The 17,989-nt window shown below is 47.1% G+C and carries 8 protein-coding genes and 2 CRISPR repeat arrays; all 8 genes read left to right on the forward strand.

Annotated elements, in window-relative coordinates; all coding sequences use genetic code 11:
- Positions 1 to 526, forward strand: a 526-nt coding sequence (locus EDD73_RS11930; RefSeq protein WP_131920240.1) for a type I-E CRISPR-associated protein Cas5/CasD, incomplete at its 5' end; no start/stop codon positions are given.
- Positions 527 to 2,332 (forward strand): type I-C CRISPR-associated protein Cas8c/Csd1, encoded by a 1,806-nt coding sequence (cas8c, locus tag EDD73_RS11935; protein ID WP_131920242.1) that lies wholly within the window; start codon positions 527 to 529, stop codon positions 2,330 to 2,332.
- Positions 2,332 to 3,255, forward strand: coding sequence for a type I-C CRISPR-associated protein Cas7/Csd2 (cas7c, locus tag EDD73_RS11940; RefSeq protein WP_165876492.1), 924 nt, complete (start codon positions 2,332 to 2,334; stop codon positions 3,253 to 3,255). The genes cas8c and cas7c overlap by 1 nt, the downstream gene beginning before the upstream one ends.
- 2 nt (positions 3,256 to 3,257) lie before the next feature.
- On the forward strand, positions 3,258 to 3,893 hold the full coding sequence (gene cas4 / locus EDD73_RS11945; protein WP_131920244.1) for a CRISPR-associated protein Cas4: 636 nt from the start codon (positions 3,258 to 3,260) through the stop codon (positions 3,891 to 3,893).
- Between the two features lie 25 nt (positions 3,894 to 3,918).
- Positions 3,919 to 4,950: a type I-C CRISPR-associated endonuclease Cas1c gene (cas1c, locus tag EDD73_RS11950; protein WP_131920246.1), complete on the forward strand. Its 1,032-nt coding sequence runs from the start codon at positions 3,919 to 3,921 to the stop codon at positions 4,948 to 4,950.
- 29 nt (positions 4,951 to 4,979) lie between these two features.
- Positions 4,980 to 5,264, forward strand: a complete 285-nt coding sequence (gene cas2 / locus EDD73_RS11955; RefSeq protein WP_341468155.1) for a CRISPR-associated endonuclease Cas2 — start codon at positions 4,980 to 4,982, stop codon at positions 5,262 to 5,264.
- A gap of 182 nt (positions 5,265 to 5,446) precedes the next feature.
- Positions 5,447 to 9,230: direct repeats of the CRISPR family, unit length 37 nt; unit sequence GTTGCACCCAGCTTGATTGCTGGGTGAGGATTGAAAC.
- Between the two features lie 601 nt (positions 9,231 to 9,831).
- A complete protein-coding gene (locus EDD73_RS11960) occupies positions 9,832 to 11,049 on the forward strand; it encodes a Swt1 family HEPN domain-containing protein (RefSeq protein ID WP_131920251.1) in 1,218 nt (405 codons plus the stop codon).
- 743 nt (positions 11,050 to 11,792) lie between these two features.
- Positions 11,793 to 15,151: a CRISPR direct-repeat array (repeat unit 37 nt; unit sequence GTTGCAGTAGATGACCCGATGGATAGGGGATTGAAAC).
- 336 nt (positions 15,152 to 15,487) lie between these two features.
- Positions 15,488 to 17,980, forward strand: a complete 2,493-nt coding sequence (gene cas3, locus EDD73_RS11965; protein ID WP_131920253.1) for a CRISPR-associated helicase Cas3' — start codon at positions 15,488 to 15,490, stop codon at positions 17,978 to 17,980.
- The last annotated feature ends 9 nt before the right edge of the window (positions 17,981 to 17,989 follow it).

Raw genomic sequence — 17,989 nt, forward strand, 5'->3', positions numbered from 1 at the left:
ACGGTTTGCGGCTATTTTCTTGATTAATTTGGAAAAAACACGGTTTCAACGGATACCATACTTGGTTCCATTGGGTTCCTGGACGGACTCTAATAACAAACTCTCCGTCAGCAGTGTCAAAGGATGGGCCAAAAACGGTGGTGGTTACTGCGCTGAAGAAGACCGGGCACAACGACATACGTTAGCCCTGCGTGATGTGGCTTATGTTATCAAAGCCGACGTCGTTCTCCGGCCCCATGCCGATGCTGATGTAGCTAAATATCGGGATATTTTCCGGAGGCGTGTGCAAAAAGGGCAATATCACCACACTCCCTATTTGGGATGTCGCGAGTTTTCAGCGCATTTCTCGCCGGTCGATGAGGCGGAATCGCCCATTCCGTGGAGCGACGATTTAGGACGCATGTTATTTGACGTGCGTTATGATCAAGATTCATCCGGACGGGGACAGCCTATTTTCTTTCATGCTTTGATTGAAGATGGGATCATGAAGATACCACAGTCGCTTTATGAGAGGAGAGATCGCTAATTGCTCATTCAACGATTGACAGAGTATGCGGAGACAGCAGGAATCCCACCGACAGGGTATCGGGAAGGGATCTTACATTGGTGGCTTGATCTTGATATGGAAGGAAATTTGCTGTCCCCCGAACCGATTCCATTGGTTACCGAAGAAAAAAAGAAAAAAGGAAAAATGATCGTACAACCAAGCGTCGGCAACCGAACCGTAGGCATTGTTCCCAATCTTCTTGCCGATAAAGCTGAGTATGTTTTGGGTATGCCCAAAGCAAAACCGGACCCCAAAACAGAGCAACGACACCGTTCATTTGTCGAGTTGGTACGGGATTGCGCCAAGGTTACCGAAGCAAAGCAAGTTCAGGCAGTGCTGTTGTTTTTAGAACGTTTCCAATGGGGTGACAGTTCCTTTCAACCAACTGGCATGACGGAAAGTGACATTGTAGCCTTTCGAGTCAATGGGGATATCGTTACCGATCTTGAAGCCGTACGGGCCTATTGGGCCGATAAGTATTGGCAACGCATGCTTGAAGAAGATGAAGCGAAGCCAAAAAGCAGTCGCAACAACAAAGCGGAAGCAAAACCAAAAAACGAAAGAAGCAATGAACTTGTCGAATGTATGGTATGTGGTTGCCGCTGCAGTCCCGTACCAAGGCACCCATATAAGTTGCCACGCATTCCAGGGGGACAAACGTCCGGAAATGCATTGATATCAGCAAACAATAATGCCTTTGAATCATACGGATTGGAAGCGTCACTGATTGCGCCGATGTGCGCTACTTGTGTTGAAAAGTATGGTAAAGCAGCTATTCAATTAATTCAGTCTGATGAGAACAGCCTAGCAGTTGGACCTCTGCGTTATATTTTTTGGACAAAAGAACCAGTGGAATTCTCTTTTGTTCATTGCTTAACACAACCAGATCCCAAAGAAGTCAAAGCACTTCTGCTTTCGGCTAAAAAAGGGAGCAAGTTTGACGTCCAAGATAAAAATGCTTTTTATGCAGCCGCTTTATCAGCAAGCGGGGCGCGGGTTGTGTTGCGCAACTGGATTGAATGCCCTGTGCAAGAGGTTTCCCAAAACCTCGCCCGATGGTTTGAATTGCAAGATTTGGTGGGGACAGATGGGCAACCGGGTGAGCCGATGGGATTATATACCCTGGCAAGCTCGCTGTACCGGGATAAAAAAGATGCACAAAAAAGCATGGTTGCTCAAGTTCCTCAGTCCATGCTTCGGGTTGCCATGAGCGGCGGTCCCTTGCCAACATGGTTACTCTATCAAGCGGTGAAACGCAATCGTGCTCATGATGGACTTGATTCACTGTTTACGCTACGGGCACGAACAGCGTTGATTAAAGCTGTACTATTATCACAGCCAGGAAGAAAAGAAAGGGAGGGTATTATGGCCAGTTTGGATCCAAACAGTCGAGATACGGCCTATCGTTGCGGCAGATTGCTGGCGCTTCTCGAATCGATTCAAGAACAAGCCGTAAGTGCGCGCGCAACCGTTATTGATCGTTATTTTGGGGCAGCTTCGTCGTCACCTTCTACGGTATTTCCGATGTTGCTGCGGGGAGCACAAAATCACCTCGGTAAGATGCGCAAGATAGAAAAGAAAAAGGCAGCTTACAAAGCGTTGCAAGAGAAGATGGAAACTGTACTTGTAGGGTTAGAAAAATTCCCGAAAGTATTAACGTTGGATGAGCAAGGTCTTTTTTCCTTAGGTTATTATCATCAGCGAGCGGAAGATCGTGCTTCCATGCACAAACATATCGAAGCCAAGAATGCAAAAAACGAAAAAAATAATGGAGGGAAAGAATAATGACGACGATTCCGGCCTATTTGAATCCCGAAAAACGCCATGATTTTGTGTTGCTTTTTGATGTGAAAGATGGCAATCCCAATGGTGATCCTGATGCAGGTAACTTGCCACGGATTGATCCTGAAACCATGCAAGGACTTGTCAGCGATGTATGCATGAAGCGCAAAGTAAGAAATTGGGTAGATGTAGTGTATGGTACAGACAGAAGCAATATGAAAATTTATGTACAGAACAAGGAAGCATTGAACTCTATTCATGCCCGTGCCTATGAAGCGATTAATAAAAAATCGACCGGAAGCAAACAAAATGCAGGAGATGTAGAGGAAGCCAGGAAATGGATTTGTAACAACTTTTATGATGTTCGCACCTTTGGCGCGGTCATGACGACCGGTGTCAACTGCGGACAAGTTCGCGGTCCAGTACAGTTGACCTTTGCCCGATCGATTGATCGCATTATTCCCCAAGATGTTTCCATCACGCGGATGGCCGTCACGCGCCCGGAAGATATGGTTAATTTTGAAGTTGACGATGATGATAACGACAATAACAAAAAGAAAACGAATGAAATGGGACGCAAGAGTTTTGTCCCCTATGGTTTATATCAAGGATTTGGGTTTTTCAATCCGACGCTGGCGGAACAAACCGGTTTTTCGCAAGAAGACTTGCGTATCTTCTGGGAAGCAATGATGAATATGTGGGAAATCGATCGCTCGGCAAGCCGGGGCATGATTGCTTGCCGGGGTCTGTATATCTTCACCCATGATAAAAAATTCGGCTGTGCGCCGGCCCATCAGTTGTTCGAGCGTATTAGCGTGAATTTGTTAGATGATGTAGAGGCTCCGCGTGACTTCCAACAATACGAGGTTACGGTTAACGAAGATAACCTGCCCGAAGGAATTACCCTGACACGATTGGTCGGATAAACATGGCGGGAATGGAAGAATGGGACGATAAAGACCTTGTGATGATTTCCGCAATTCAGCATTACAGCTATTGCCCGCGCCAGTGTGCATTGATTCATCTGGAACAAACATTTACTGAAAATATTCACACGATTCAGGGAAGATTTGTTCATGAAAAGGTGGATCAACCGGATTCGGTGATTACCGAAGGAATACGCTATGAAACAGCGTTGCCGCTTTGGTCGGGGCGTCTGGGGTTGATTGGAAAAGGCGATCTTGTAGAGTTTCATGGAGATATCCCTTATCCCGTGGAATACAAGCATGGCCGAAAAAAGCATCAAATCCATGATGAGTTACAGCTATGTGCTCAGGCGATGTGCTTAGAAGAGATGTTGGATTGTGCTGTTCCCAAGGGTGCTGTTTTTTATTTTTCATCACGTAAGCGAAGAGAAGTGCTATTCTCACCGATACTGCGCCAAAAAGTTGAGGAAATTACCCTGCATATCCGTGAATTATTCAAGGACGGTCAACTTCCGCCAGCCGTTGCCGATACACGATGTAACGAATGTTCTTTGAGTGAATCCTGTGTCCCAGAATTAGTTGGAAATCGTTCGACACTTAAACGGCTAACTAAAGAGTTGTTTACTGTTAATCAATGAACTTCCATCAGCATGGAGGGATGAAATGAGTGTTCTGCTAAACACGTTGTATGTCATGACGCATGGAACTCGCTTACGACTGGATCATGAGACGGTATGCATGGAAGCGGAAAATGGCAACAAGCAACTAATACCGCTTCACCACTTAAGTGGCATTGTTTGTATTGGCAATATCATTGTCAGCCCTCCTTTGATGATGAAATGTGCAGATGAAGGGCGTAGTATTACTTTCTTAGAAACCAATGGTGCCTTCAAGGCCAGAGTAGAAGGACCTGTTTCCGGTAATGTGTTGTTACGCCAGGCACAGTATCAAATGCTTGGGCAGAAAGAGAAACAAGTCGAGTTAGTGCGTGCAATGATCGCAGGTAAGATTCAAAATATGCGTAGTTTGCTCATGCGGGCTGCCCGCGAAACGAGTCATGAAGATGATGAAACGGTGCTTCGTAAAGCGGCCAACGCACTGGCAATCGCTTTAAAACACCTTCAAATGGCCGATGACATAAACCAGATCCGGGGAATTGAGGGTGAATCCAGTAAAAACTACTTTCAAGCATTCTCCGCAATGATTCGTGTCCAGCGGGATTCATTTCAGATGAACGGAAGGAATCGCCGGCCACCGCTTGATCCGATCAATGCAGTACTATCATTTTTATATACGTTGCTCATGCATGACTGCAAAGGGGCAATCGAAAGTGTTGGCCTTGATCCCCAAGTAGGATTCTTGCATACACTACGTCCGGGGCGGCAATCACTGGCCCTCGATATTATGGAGGAATTACGCTCTATATTTGCTGATCGATTGGCACTCACCTTAATAAACCGTCAACAAATCGGCCCGAATGATTTTGAATCTCGACCAGGTGGTGCTATCTATCTGAATGAAAAAGGGAAGAAGGAGGTGGTAATCGCTTATCAAAAACGAAAGCAAGATGAATTATTACATCCGGTTTTAAATCGAAAAGTAGCCTTTGGACTAATCCCCTTTGTTCAAGCAAGACTGCTGGCCCGATATATGCGCGGTGATGCAGATAGCTACATTCCCTACCTATACAAATAGTAATTTCATGATGGGGTGATAGTATACAAATCTTAGTCACCTATGATGTATCAACAGATACACCGGAAGGGCGAAAACGGTTGCGTAAAGTGGCTCAGGCATGTAAGGATTTTGGTCAGCGTGTGCAAAAATCAGTATTTGAGTGTACAGTAAGTGAAGTTCAATATGAGCGATTTGTGCATAGATTGTTGGCACATATTGATAAAAAGGAAGACAGCTTACGCATCTATCGATTAAGAGAGCCAAAGGAAACCAGTGTAAGGGTTTATGGCATTGATTTGTATGTTAATTTTGAGGAGCCACTTGTTTTTTGATTGGTGCGCGAACCTATATCGCTAGGGAAATTATGGGGGGGTTCGCGAATGTGAAAAAAGATTGATGGGACAAGCATTGTAGAAAAAATAGCGAAGCAAAAAAGATTGAATTGTACGGTTCAACAAGTGGTTCGCGAAATTAACTTCTGGGGCACTGTTAGATCAGGGGATCCAGCCTCGGTGTTGCACCCAGCTTGATTGCTGGGTGAGGATTGAAACTTTAATAATTACCGTATTATGATACCCCGACAATTGTTGCACCCAGCTTGATTGCTGGGTGAGGATTGAAACAGGTTGTGTTTTGCGAATTGATCGGCCTCGTTGAGGGTTGCACCCAGCTTGATTGCTGGGTGAGGATTGAAACAAAGCAGCGCTGATGAACGCCGGGCGGCGATCAAGTTGCACCCAGCTTGATTGCTGGGTGAGGATTGAAACGAAAACCTATACCAATCCTATCTCCAAGCCAGGAAAGTTGCACCCAGCTTGATTGCTGGGTGAGGATTGAAACTCGTAGTGGACCCATTTGGTACGGGAGGGGGTGGGTTGCACCCAGCTTGATTGCTGGGTGAGGATTGAAACTACACGATCGTGGAACTTAAAAAGACGGTAGACCGTTGCACCCAGCTTGATTGCTGGGTGAGGATTGAAACTCCGCTGGTTGCGTCACCGCTTCCGCTGGGGGCTGCGTTGCACCCAGCTTGATTGCTGGGTGAGGATTGAAACAATACACGGTAAGCGGCCCATTGGACCACCCTGTCCTGTTGCACCCAGCTTGATTGCTGGGTGAGGATTGAAACGACGCCCAAGTAGTCGAAAAAGTGATCGGGCTGCGTTGCACCCAGCTTGATTGCTGGGTGAGGATTGAAACACATGAATTCCTCCATTAACCCCGCAGCCGGGACCGTTGCACCCAGCTTGATTGCTGGGTGAGGATTGAAACTGCACCTGGTAGACGGGGCCCGCTGGCTGCTGGTGTTGCACCCAGCTTGATTGCTGGGTGAGGATTGAAACCGACAAAGCAATACCCCCCACCCTTTCCGGGCAGGGTTGCACCCAGCTTGATTGCTGGGTGAGGATTGAAACCAAGGTAATCACCCTACCCCTTCATTTTACGTCCCGTTGCACCCAGCTTGATTGCTGGGTGAGGATTGAAACCGCACGCGGAATTGAAACCTAACCATCCATACTCAGGGTTGCACCCAGCTTGATTGCTGGGTGAGGATTGAAACATCATGTTAGTTTGCCACCTCCGTGATGGTTTGTGTTGCACCCAGCTTGATTGCTGGGTGAGGATTGAAACGGCAAACGGATACCCCCCACCCTGCCCAGGATAGGGTTGCACCCAGCTTGATTGCTGGGTGAGGATTGAAACACTGGTCGAAATCTGTCCTACTTCGTCAGGGTATAGTTGCACCCAGCTTGATTGCTGGGTGAGGATTGAAACTCACCCCCTGAATGAATATTTCCATCTACATACTGTTGCACCCAGCTTGATTGCTGGGTGAGGATTGAAACACCCCCAAAGCAGCAGCCCCTTACAGCCTGATTCGTGTTGCACCCAGCTTGATTGCTGGGTGAGGATTGAAACCGTTGTCCCGTAATTGCTCTTTTTCCACCCCGTGGTTGCACCCAGCTTGATTGCTGGGTGAGGATTGAAACGATAGACGAATCAGGCGTACCTGTGCCAAGCGTTAAGTTGCACCCAGCTTGATTGCTGGGTGAGGATTGAAACTGTTATCACTAATGAAGGTTTTCAAATGGCCGATGTTGCACCCAGCTTGATTGCTGGGTGAGGATTGAAACTTCATAACTCATGTTATCATACATATGGCAAGCACTGTTGCACCCAGCTTGATTGCTGGGTGAGGATTGAAACTTGACGTGGGGACGGTTGACGGTGCAGAAGTGATTGGTTGCACCCAGCTTGATTGCTGGGTGAGGATTGAAACAATTTAAGGGGATTTTATGTTTAGCCTGAGTCATCGTTGCACCCAGCTTGATTGCTGGGTGAGGATTGAAACCGTATCGATTGACTTTTCTGTGCTTGTATTCAACCGTTGCACCCAGCTTGATTGCTGGGTGAGGATTGAAACCCAAGAGAATCAAACAATGGTTTAAGTGCCAAATGGTTGCACCCAGCTTGATTGCTGGGTGAGGATTGAAACGCCTACCGCCTTGATGACAGCATCGCCGTAGCGACTGGGTTGCACCCAGCTTGATTGCTGGGTGAGGATTGAAACATCACGCATCTTGATGTACCAGTCGGTGATGTCGCGTTGCACCCAGCTTGATTGCTGGGTGAGGATTGAAACAATACGCAGTAAGCCGCCCACTGGACCACCCTGTCGTTGCACCCAGCTTGATTGCTGGGTGAGGATTGAAACTTCCCAGCGGGGGCGGTAGATGATCCGCTGCTGCTTGTTGCACCCAGCTTGATTGCTGGGTGAGGATTGAAACCCCAAAGACGGCCACGGACTTTGCCCCGCTGATGGTTGCACCCAGCTTGATTGCTGGGTGAGGATTGAAACCGATTTCGTTCATCATCCTTCCACCTCCCGGGTTGCACCCAGCTTGATTGCTGGGTGAGGATTGAAACAGCTATGCGCCCAAACCGGGTGCAGACGAAATCATGTTGCACCCAGCTTGATTGCTGGGTGAGGATTGAAACTACGCCGACGACGTGCTCAACGGACTATACGTGCCGTTGCACCCAGCTTGATTGCTGGGTGAGGATTGAAACGATAAAATTACTACCCGGAATCGCTACCCTGGCCGTTGCACCCAGCTTGATTGCTGGGTGAGGATTGAAACACACTGGCGATATTGACGTCATCGGCGCCAAACGGGTTGCACCCAGCTTGATTGCTGGGTGAGGATTGAAACACCCTCGATGATGACGAGGGGCTTTGTTGGGTCGCGTTGCACCCAGCTTGATTGCTGGGTGAGGATTGAAACAATTCCAAGCGAAGGCAATCCCACAGGAAGATCTCGTTGCACCCAGCTTGATTGCTGGGTGAGGATTGAAACCAGTTGCCGCCACGATACGGGAGTCGCTATCGGCGTTGCACCCAGCTTGATTGCTGGGTGAGGATTGAAACCGGAGCACCGGGAATTGAACAAGAACCGCATCAAAGTTGCACCCAGCTTGATTGCTGGGTGAGGATTGAAACACGTCCGAGTTAATAACACTCCACTCGACGCCCTCGGTTGCACCCAGCTTGATTGCTGGGTGAGGATTGAAACAAGTTGAAGCAACTACCGAGTGGTGGCCGATTCCCGTTGCACCCAGCTTGATTGCTGGGTGAGGATTGAAACATGGGGCTAGTATAGCTTATTACCGTAAATTTTTTTAGTTGCACCCAGCTTGATTGCTGGGTGAGGATTGAAACACAGTACGGTTTACGCGCATCTTTGCATACTTGCCGTTGCACCCAGCTTGATTGCTGGGTGAGGATTGAAACTAGCGATGAAGAATCTTCCGATTTGGTTGTGGTTGGTTGCACCCGGCTTGATTGCCGGGTGAGGATTGAAACTTCAGCACATCGATGAGCGTATGGCCGATTTTAATGTTGCACCCGGCTTGATTGCCGGGTGAGGATTGAAATACCCGAAGCGAGATCAAGATGGATTCCACGACTGCGGTTGCACCCGGCTTGATTGCTGGGTGAGGATTGAAACAGCTACGGCGGCAACGAAAACGTCGAGGGCATGGCGTTGCACCCAGCTTGATTGCTGGGTGAGGATTGAAACATTCCACGCAGAATGATAACGTTGTGCATTTTGGCGTTGCACCCAGCTTGATTGCTGGGTGAGGATTGAAACACTGTCTGGTTCTCCAGTCCGGTTTTCGCCGTGATTGTTGCACCCAGCTTGATTGCTGGGTGAGGATTGAAACACGTAATTCTCGACGCAAAGGTATCCCTCACTTTGTTGCACCCGGCTTGATTGCCGGGTGAGGATTGGCTTGAAAATATGCAACTCCAAAAATGATCGTAAAGCCGAATAATAAAAGGAACGAGCAGGAGAAGAGACGTGAAGAGAGAAAAAATGAAGAACGAACCTGAAAAAAGGCGCACAAAAACAGAGTCGCAAGGGTGAGAGTTTGCGGCCCTGAATTCCATGTGGGATGGGGATGTCGCTAGCTTCCGGTTCGTGGTTTGGGCGGGCGTCCCCGGCGACGAGGAAGGGGTTTTTCTCGATCGCTGGGACGCTCGTTTTTATCATGAGAAGAAGCTTCTTTCAAGGCGGATGCTTTTGACCGACTCTTTTGTGGCTTCATTTGTTCATGTTCATCATCCCCAAGTACCGACATCGTGTTCACCACCGTTTGAGACGAAGCCGGCAAACCGTCATGTTTAAGTTACATTCACAAAAGGCGGTGCACAAAGGGGGCTGCGGTGCAGTTTAAAACGCGCGCTCAATGGCCGCAAAATTCTCTTGCTAGTACGGTAATCATCCCTGATCCATTGCATCGCGCAACGAATGAGATGATAATAGACGGAGACCATATTTTGGTTTCATTGATGTTGATTTAGAAAGATTGATATTGATGCTTCGGGAGGTAGCGATGGAGAGCGAGAATGCACAAGTAATCTTCAAAGCCTTACGTGTAGTCACACCGGCGTTAGCCCACTACGTGTATCGGCATCTTAAAAATCATTTTGGCGAAAAATGGTGGGACGAAGGCGTGTATGCCAAGCTGCGGGAGCATCAGCGCCGTGGACTCCCGGTCAAAGGCGATGATCGGACGCTGCTGAGTAAGATGGACATCCATCTTTCGGCCACCATCATTGTTACGATTCAATGGAACGATGTTTTTTCCAAGATCGTACCGATACGCTTTCGCACCTATTGCCGGGAATTGATCGACATCCGAACCTTTGACAGCGCCCATCTCGGCGACGAAGAACTCGATGATCGTGACGTTGACCGTTCCATGGATACGATGCGCAGGATAGTAGCAGAGATTAACGATCAAGCAGCCTTCGATAAGCTTATGCTTATCTCGCCGCCGAGAAATCAAAAAGTTGTCGAGATCTTTATCGAGAAGCCCGTAGAAGTCATCGTTGAAAAGCCAGTGGAAGTGATCAAAGAAGTCATTGTTGAAAAACCGGTTGAAGTGATCAAACCAATTGAGATTATCAAAGAAACGATGTTAGACGTGGAAAAGAAGGGGGAAAAGCCCAAGGAAAAGAATCTGATTCCTATCCGACCCTTTATGCTCAGTGAACTCTTTATTGATTTTCTCAACTTCCTGGAACCCTACAGGGAACCGATAAAAATGAAGAATAAAAATATCATCAAGAATTTACTCATCGAATATGCCAATAAAGTGGCGGGCACCCGTGAAGGGGATACGTTTTTGCGCAATCTGCGACAAGAGTTCGGCGGTTCCCTTCAAGCACTTATTCATTGGTTAGACCATATGCGTAAGATTCACGATTGTTCGGTGATCATTGATGGTTCTGGTTGTTTTCGGCTGGGCCTGCTCTGTAATCCTCTCTTTACCGGACTGGCCACCAGGCTGAACAGTTACGATGATTTTGATGGCCCGATCGTGGAAAAATCCTTCCAGGAAGTTATCAAACGATGGTGGAGCGAGCCGGAACTCAAAGATAAATTTGAGCAATATCTGAATGACTTTTATTACAACTGCGATGTTGATCCCCATAATTATGATGACCTAGCCCTGCTGATCAAAGTGTACTTAACTGAATTAAACGGTGGCATGTATCCGTCTGTTTATTGTGAAAGATTCAAAAGCTTTGTCTGTGGTGAAAAATAATCTATGCCGCTGCGTAAAGCAATTCCGGATTCGTGACGTAAATCGGTCAACAGACGGTGTTGAATCGAGCCGGCAAACCGGAAAGTCGCTCGACGTTTAAAACGATTCGTGAAGTCATGGAGCCCATGGAGATATTGATTGTACATACCGAACATGGACTCGTCCGTAAAATCAAACGCTCAACACCGCAGCGACTGTCCCATCTTATTTGATGCGGCAGGCTTTAGTCCTGCAATTTTTGCGGATCCCTATACCCCGGCATGGAATATCTGGGTACCCGAGTAGCGATGCACGCTAATTCTTTTTTGCTGATCCCTTAGCCTCGAAAAACGGGTTGCTGTAATTGGCGGCCATCATTGTGCCGATGAGGTACATGGCATCGTCCGTTTTTTCCATATCCAGTGCTTCCGTGACGGCCCAAGCTGCGCGAGAGCGATCGAGCGGTTGCTTATCGCTTTCAAGCAGGCATCTCTCTTACAGTATCGCTTATCTTCATTGTAGCATACCAATCATTGCTTGATGTTTTAATGTGAGTTGGGTAAAATAAGGTTGATTTAATAGTAGGTTTTTGTGAAGCTACGAAGAGTGACCACGGTATTGGGCTTGGATGAACTTGGTATTTTCGCAAGAGATGGCGGTTTTGAAACGGTTTGGGGTGTTGCGAAAAAAGGAGGTTTTTTAAGGAGAGGTACAGGGTTGAAAAGCCTTGATTTTACTAAGTTTTTTGTTTGGCTTCGGTTGCGGTTGCAGTAGATGACCCGATGGATAGGGGATTGAAACGAAGAATCCATGGTTGATAAAATCAAACGCATCAATGGTTGCAGTAGATGACCCGATGGATAGGGGATTGAAACTTTAGGCGCAACCGTTGAAATGGACGGTCAGAAACGAGGTTGCAGTAGATGACCCGATGGATAGGGGATTGAAACTTGCAAACACTCTCCTTATTCTGCTTTGACACATAGTTGCAGTAGATGACCCGATGGATAGGGGATTGAAACTTGCACAATTGAATTCTTTCTTAGACGAAACCGGCGTCGTTGCAGTAGATGACCCGATGGATAGGGGATTGAAACGCCGGACGTACCGCTTCCCGACTGGATTGAATTCGGTTGCAGTAGATGACCCGATGGATAGGGGATTGAAACTAGATGGTCTGGTTTAGGCTCTCTATTTTAGCTAATGTTGCAGTAGATGACCCGATGGATAGGGGATTGAAACAACACTTCTTTGGCTCCCCGGTGATCCCTGATGACCTGTTGCAGTAGATGACCCGATGGATAGGGGATTGAAACCACATTTTTGAATCACTTTCCAAATCCCCCTTTCGGTTGCAGTAGATGACCCGATGGATAGGGGATTGAAACATTAAAACAGATGAAGCATTTGTAATGCATATGTATCGTTGCAGTAGATGACCCGATGGATAGGGGATTGAAACGTATCTTCTTCTACAATTCCACCAATGATTTGCCCGGTTGCAGTAGATGACCCGATGGATAGGGGATTGAAACTTACTTATCCTTACTTACACCCAAACTTCTTCATCCGTTGCAGTAGATGACCCGATGGATAGGGGATTGAAACTTATCATAATTAACAACATATTCTGTTATTTCTACAGTTGCAGTAGATGACCCGATGGATAGGGGATTGAAACTTTGAAAGAACATTAAATGAAAACTTTAATCCATCAAGTTGCAGTAGATGACCCGATGGATAGGGGATTGAAACATTGAAAGAATGCCGAATTTTTTAGCCAGCCATTTTACGTTGCAGTAGATGACCCGATGGATAGGGGATTGAAACGTTTGATTCCGCGTGGAATAGTTGCGGGAGTGTATCGTTGCAGTAGATGACCCGATGGATAGGGGATTGAAACTTGAATACCTTATCGATAACATTATTCATTTCTTCCAGTTGCAGTAGATGACCCGATGGATAGGGGATTGAAACTCATAAACTATTCGATAATATTCATTATTTTTTACAGTTGCAGTAGATGACCCGATGGATAGGGGATTGAAACTACTTAACAAATAAGCGTTTCTTTAATCGCCTTATAGTTGCAGTAGATGACCCGATGGATAGGGGATTGAAACCGCCTTTTACAATATCCAAGAATAAATAATAGTCAAGTTGCAGTAGATGACCCGATGGATAGGGGATTGAAACTTTGTCCAATTTACTGTCTGTCCGCTATGGATTTTTGTTGCAGTAGATGACCCGATGGATAGGGGATTGAAACATGTTGTGTTCTTATGTTCTCTGTTTCTGTACCCATTGGTTGCAGTAGATGACCCGATGGATAGGGGATTGAAACAACTAATATCTCGCCTGCCACGTACAGCTATGGCGTTGCAGTAGATGACCCGATGGATAGGGGATTGAAACAACGGTTGCAGACCGTTACTGACCGTTGCCAACCGTCCGTTGCAGTAGATGACCCGATGGATAGGGGATTGAAACCCCAAACCAATTCCAAAGCAATGGTCTGGGAAGTCCGGTTGCAGTAGATGACCCGATGGATAGGGGATTGAAACGTTAAATCATTAATTAATTCTTCTGTTAATTTAAGTTGCAGTAGATGACCCGATGGATAGGGGATTGAAACACATCGGGATCGATGGTAGTAACTACAAGAAGTACGGGTTGCAGTAGATGACCCGATGGATAGGGGATTGAAACTGGCCTTTGACGGCCCCAAGCCCTTGATCATGCCGCTAGTTGCAGTAGATGACCCGATGGATAGGGGATTGAAACTGCGGAATCCGATGCTGACTTCTTTTTTGATGCCAGTAGTTGCAGTAGATGACCCGATGGATAGGGGATTGAAACTTAAAAAACAAGGATTCTGGCATACATCCAGAATCGAAGTTGCAGTAGATGACCCGATGGATAGGGGATTGAAACCGAACACGACGTCACCGTCTTCACCTTGCGACGGATCGTTGCAGTAGATGACCCGATGGATAGGGGATTGAAACACAATACCGACAAACTTGCTGATTCCGTTAAAGAAAGTTGCAGTAGATGACCCGATGGATAGGGGATTGAAACAACAACTAATATAGTAGCGCAAGATTGCAAAATCATGTTGCAGTAGATGACCCGATGGATAGGGGATTGAAACGGACAAAGCCTTGAGCCAAGCCCAATATGTCGAACTCGTTGCAGTAGATGACCCGATGGATAGGGGATTGAAACACTGGTTTGGCTGAAAAGCGAAACGGCACCGTCGTCGAGTTGCAGTAGATGACCCGATGGATAGGGGATTGAAACACACTTCTTCGTCTAAGGCATCCAGCGTCTCCTGATGCGTTGCAGTAGATGACCCGATGGATAGGGGATTGAAACGCTCCAACCCCGCGTCCACAACCTCGACCTTCGCGGTTGCAGTAGATGACCCGATGGATAGGGGATTGAAACCTGGCCTACTTATAACAATATCATGGACAACGTGGTTTTTCGTGTTGCAGTAGATGACCCGATGGATAGGGGATTGAAACTCGTTCAGGGCTTGGATAGGATCTGCTTTTTCTTCGTTGCAGTAGATGACCCGATGGATAGGGGATTGAAACTTTCTTTTTCGCACTGCCGCTGCCAGTTATCTTGTTTTGTTGCAGTAGATGACCCGATGGATAGGGGATTGAAACCGTACAGCCGGGCACCGATCAGCACCGGCGCAATGGGTTGCAGTAGATGACCCGATGGATAGGGGATTGAAACTTCACAAAGAATATCCTCGGCTCGCTGCTTTTCGTCGTCCGTTGCAGTAGATGACCCGATGGATAGGGGATTGAAACGTCTGCTTACTACGAAGTTCCCGTTCTCCTTACCTTGTTGCAGTAGATGACCCGATGGATAGGGGATTGAAACGCCCAACCCGGAGATGACCGCCTATACATGGGTGGAGGTTGCAGTAGATGACCCGATGGATAGGGGATTGAAACCGTACAGCGATCCGTCCACGCAGTATAGGCAAGAGCACGTTGCAGTAGATGACCCGATGGATAGGGGATTGAAACCATGCAACCTTGTGGAATGCGTACCGATGATACCGGTGTTGCAGTAGATGACCCGATGGATAGGGGATTTTCAGTCGTGCAAAAAAATATTAAAAAACCCTTAGGATCCTATATATGGATTCTAAGGGTTTTTTAATACAATCTATTGACTATTGCATATTTTTTGGCATTATTAAGAAAAAACTATCCCCTAAAAACGGGTCACGGAGAAAAAGACATAGTATATTTTTTCAGTCCCGTATACCAGTGATTCCGGTCAGTAAATCCTGTTTATCATAACATAGCGCGAAATAATGGGCAAATAATTTAGAGAAAGTCATTGACAAAGATATACAACCGACATAGAATACAAATAATAGTGAGTATAATTTTAACCCAATATTCTATAACTTTATTAAAGGAGGTATGCCGTGAAACTTGACTTAGATTTTACATTCCGTAAACTTGTGCCAAGCGAACCATATCCTTTCCAACTGGAAGTAGCCAAACAGATCTTTGCCAATGAGCGCGTGATTTTACGTGCCCCAACAGGTGCCGGCAAAACGTGGACAGCCCTACTGCCTTTTCTGCATGCAAAATTAAATAAGCAGGTATGGGCAGATCGCTTGATCTATGCCGTTCCTTTACGAACACTGGGCAAAACGCTGTATGAAAGCACGCAAAAAGCGTTAGATGAAGCGTTCCCCGGAGCTTTCAAAGTCACGATGCAAACCGGTGATACCCCGATGGATCCGTATTTTCAGGGAGACATCATTTTCTGCACGATCGATCAGCTATTATCGCTATATATCGGACATCCCTATGCAGTCGGTATTAAACAAAGCAATGTGCTAGCCGGTGTAATGTCCGGAGCCTACTTAGTTTTCGACGAAGTTCATTTACTGGACATTACCAAAGCCTTTGCGACAACCCTAGATGCCGTACGGCGTTACCGGAACCTAGCGCCGGCCTTGATAATGACCGCGACACTGTCTGATGCATTGGTGGAAGAAGCGGCGAAACGATGCCAGGCCACTGCGATACGGGTTGGTGATAAGGAACTCCGGCATATTCGCCAGCGACTCCCGGTGCAGCGCTATTATCAGCGCAGAGATGAACCAATGCAGGCAAAAAATATTGTTAATGAGCATCAAGAGTGGGAGAAAACCCTGGTTATGGTCAACACCGTGGAACGGGCTATGACAATGTATCAAGAAATCAAGCAGATATGTCAGGAAGAAGGCAGGGAAATTTCCCTTTGGCTTTTGCATGCGCGATTTCTACCACGCCACCGTGCCCATATTGAGCGGCGAATTATTGATCTGTTTTGTAAAGGCGGTGAGGGAACCGGTATTATCGTAGCCACCCAAGTATTGGAGGCTGGTGTTGACTTTTCTGTGGATGTACTTCATAGCGAACTGGCCCCGGCGAATGCTTTGATTCAACGAGCCGGACGGGTTGCCCGTTATGGCGGAATCGGCAGAATTTACGTTTATGATGTATGGAAAACCCCCGAGAAGCCTAGTGTGGCTGAAACACTGTCGAATGTACAATCAACCGAAAAACGGCGCGATTACGCTCCATACTTCAATGAAAAAAATGATACAACCATTCAACTGATGATGGATCAAACATGGGATGATCTGCTCACACTATGTCCGGGGCCGGTTGATTATAGGGAAGAGTTAGCTTGGGTCAACCGGATCCACAGCAGACGGGATCAAAAACGCATGGCCCGTCGCTCATCGAAAAATGTGGCTGATGATGTAGTCAGAGCGATGGACAGCCCGAGCAATCACTGCCTCCGCGAGTTGGTTCGCGATGCACCATCACGGTATGTACTGATTCACAGCAACCCGCAAACGCTGGATATGCGCAAAGCTCCTGATTTATTTGCTGTTCGCCCGAATACATTACAGACTGTATTGGACAAGCATTTGGAAAAGGGAGATTGCTGGGGATTTACCCTTATTGATAAAGGGCAAAGGTGGGAAAAATTACGAGATTCAGCGGAAGCGGCGCGGTATATGATCATCGCCCTTTCACCGAAATTGGCTTTTTATAGCTCGGAAGTAGGCCTACAACTTGGGCAGTCCGGTACGTTTGAAAGCCAAGAAAATCTACATGAAGTACCCAAGGAAGAACGCTATAGCTATCGTTGCGAAACGTTATTGCATCATCTACAACTGACCGTGAAAGAGTACACAAACCAAGTGATGCACTATCAAGCGGCTCAACTGCGTTGGTCCAAAGTCTGGTCATGCTTGCCGGAAGATGTGGAGTGGGTCGGGCGTGTGGCGTGTGCCGGTCATGATATGGGCAAAGCTTGTGTGGACTGGAGCAAGTGGGCGCAACGTTATCAAGCAAGTGTGTCAGGGCAACCGGTGAAGGACCTTTTAGCCCATACCGACTTTGATCCCCAGAATGAACACATGCGCAAAGAGCAGTATCGCTCTGGCAAACGTCCAAGCCATTCCCTCCAAGGCGCGTGGTGGCTATTGCAAACGCTGAGCCTTTTATATCAAGGTGTTGGCGACGAACCAACCCAACAACGAATGCGGATTTTTGCGCTGGTGATTTTCACAGCCATCGCCCGCCATCACGGAGCATTTACGCAGTCCCTTGATGCCGATGCGTCCATAGCGGTGTTGCCGGATCCGCTGGTGCGATGGCTCGATAAAGTATTTCAGTTGCCGAGCGATAAGAATGATCATGCTGCTGCGCCTCGCAGCCACGGCAGCGTTGCTGATAAAGTTCCATGGCAATGCTACAAGAAGGATGCGGAAAAAATCAGAAAACAATTGTTTACCCCACGTCCGAATGGCATCGATGAGTATCCCTTTCTGTTTTCCCTCTATGTCGTTCGCCGATTACGTCTTGCCGATTGGGATTCACAACGTATAGTCAACTTTCCATTACCGTGATTGTGCAGA

Source organism: Heliophilum fasciatum (genome assembly GCF_004341395.1).
Classification (GTDB): Bacteria; Bacillota; Desulfitobacteriia; order Heliobacteriales; family Heliobacteriaceae; genus Heliophilum; species Heliophilum fasciatum.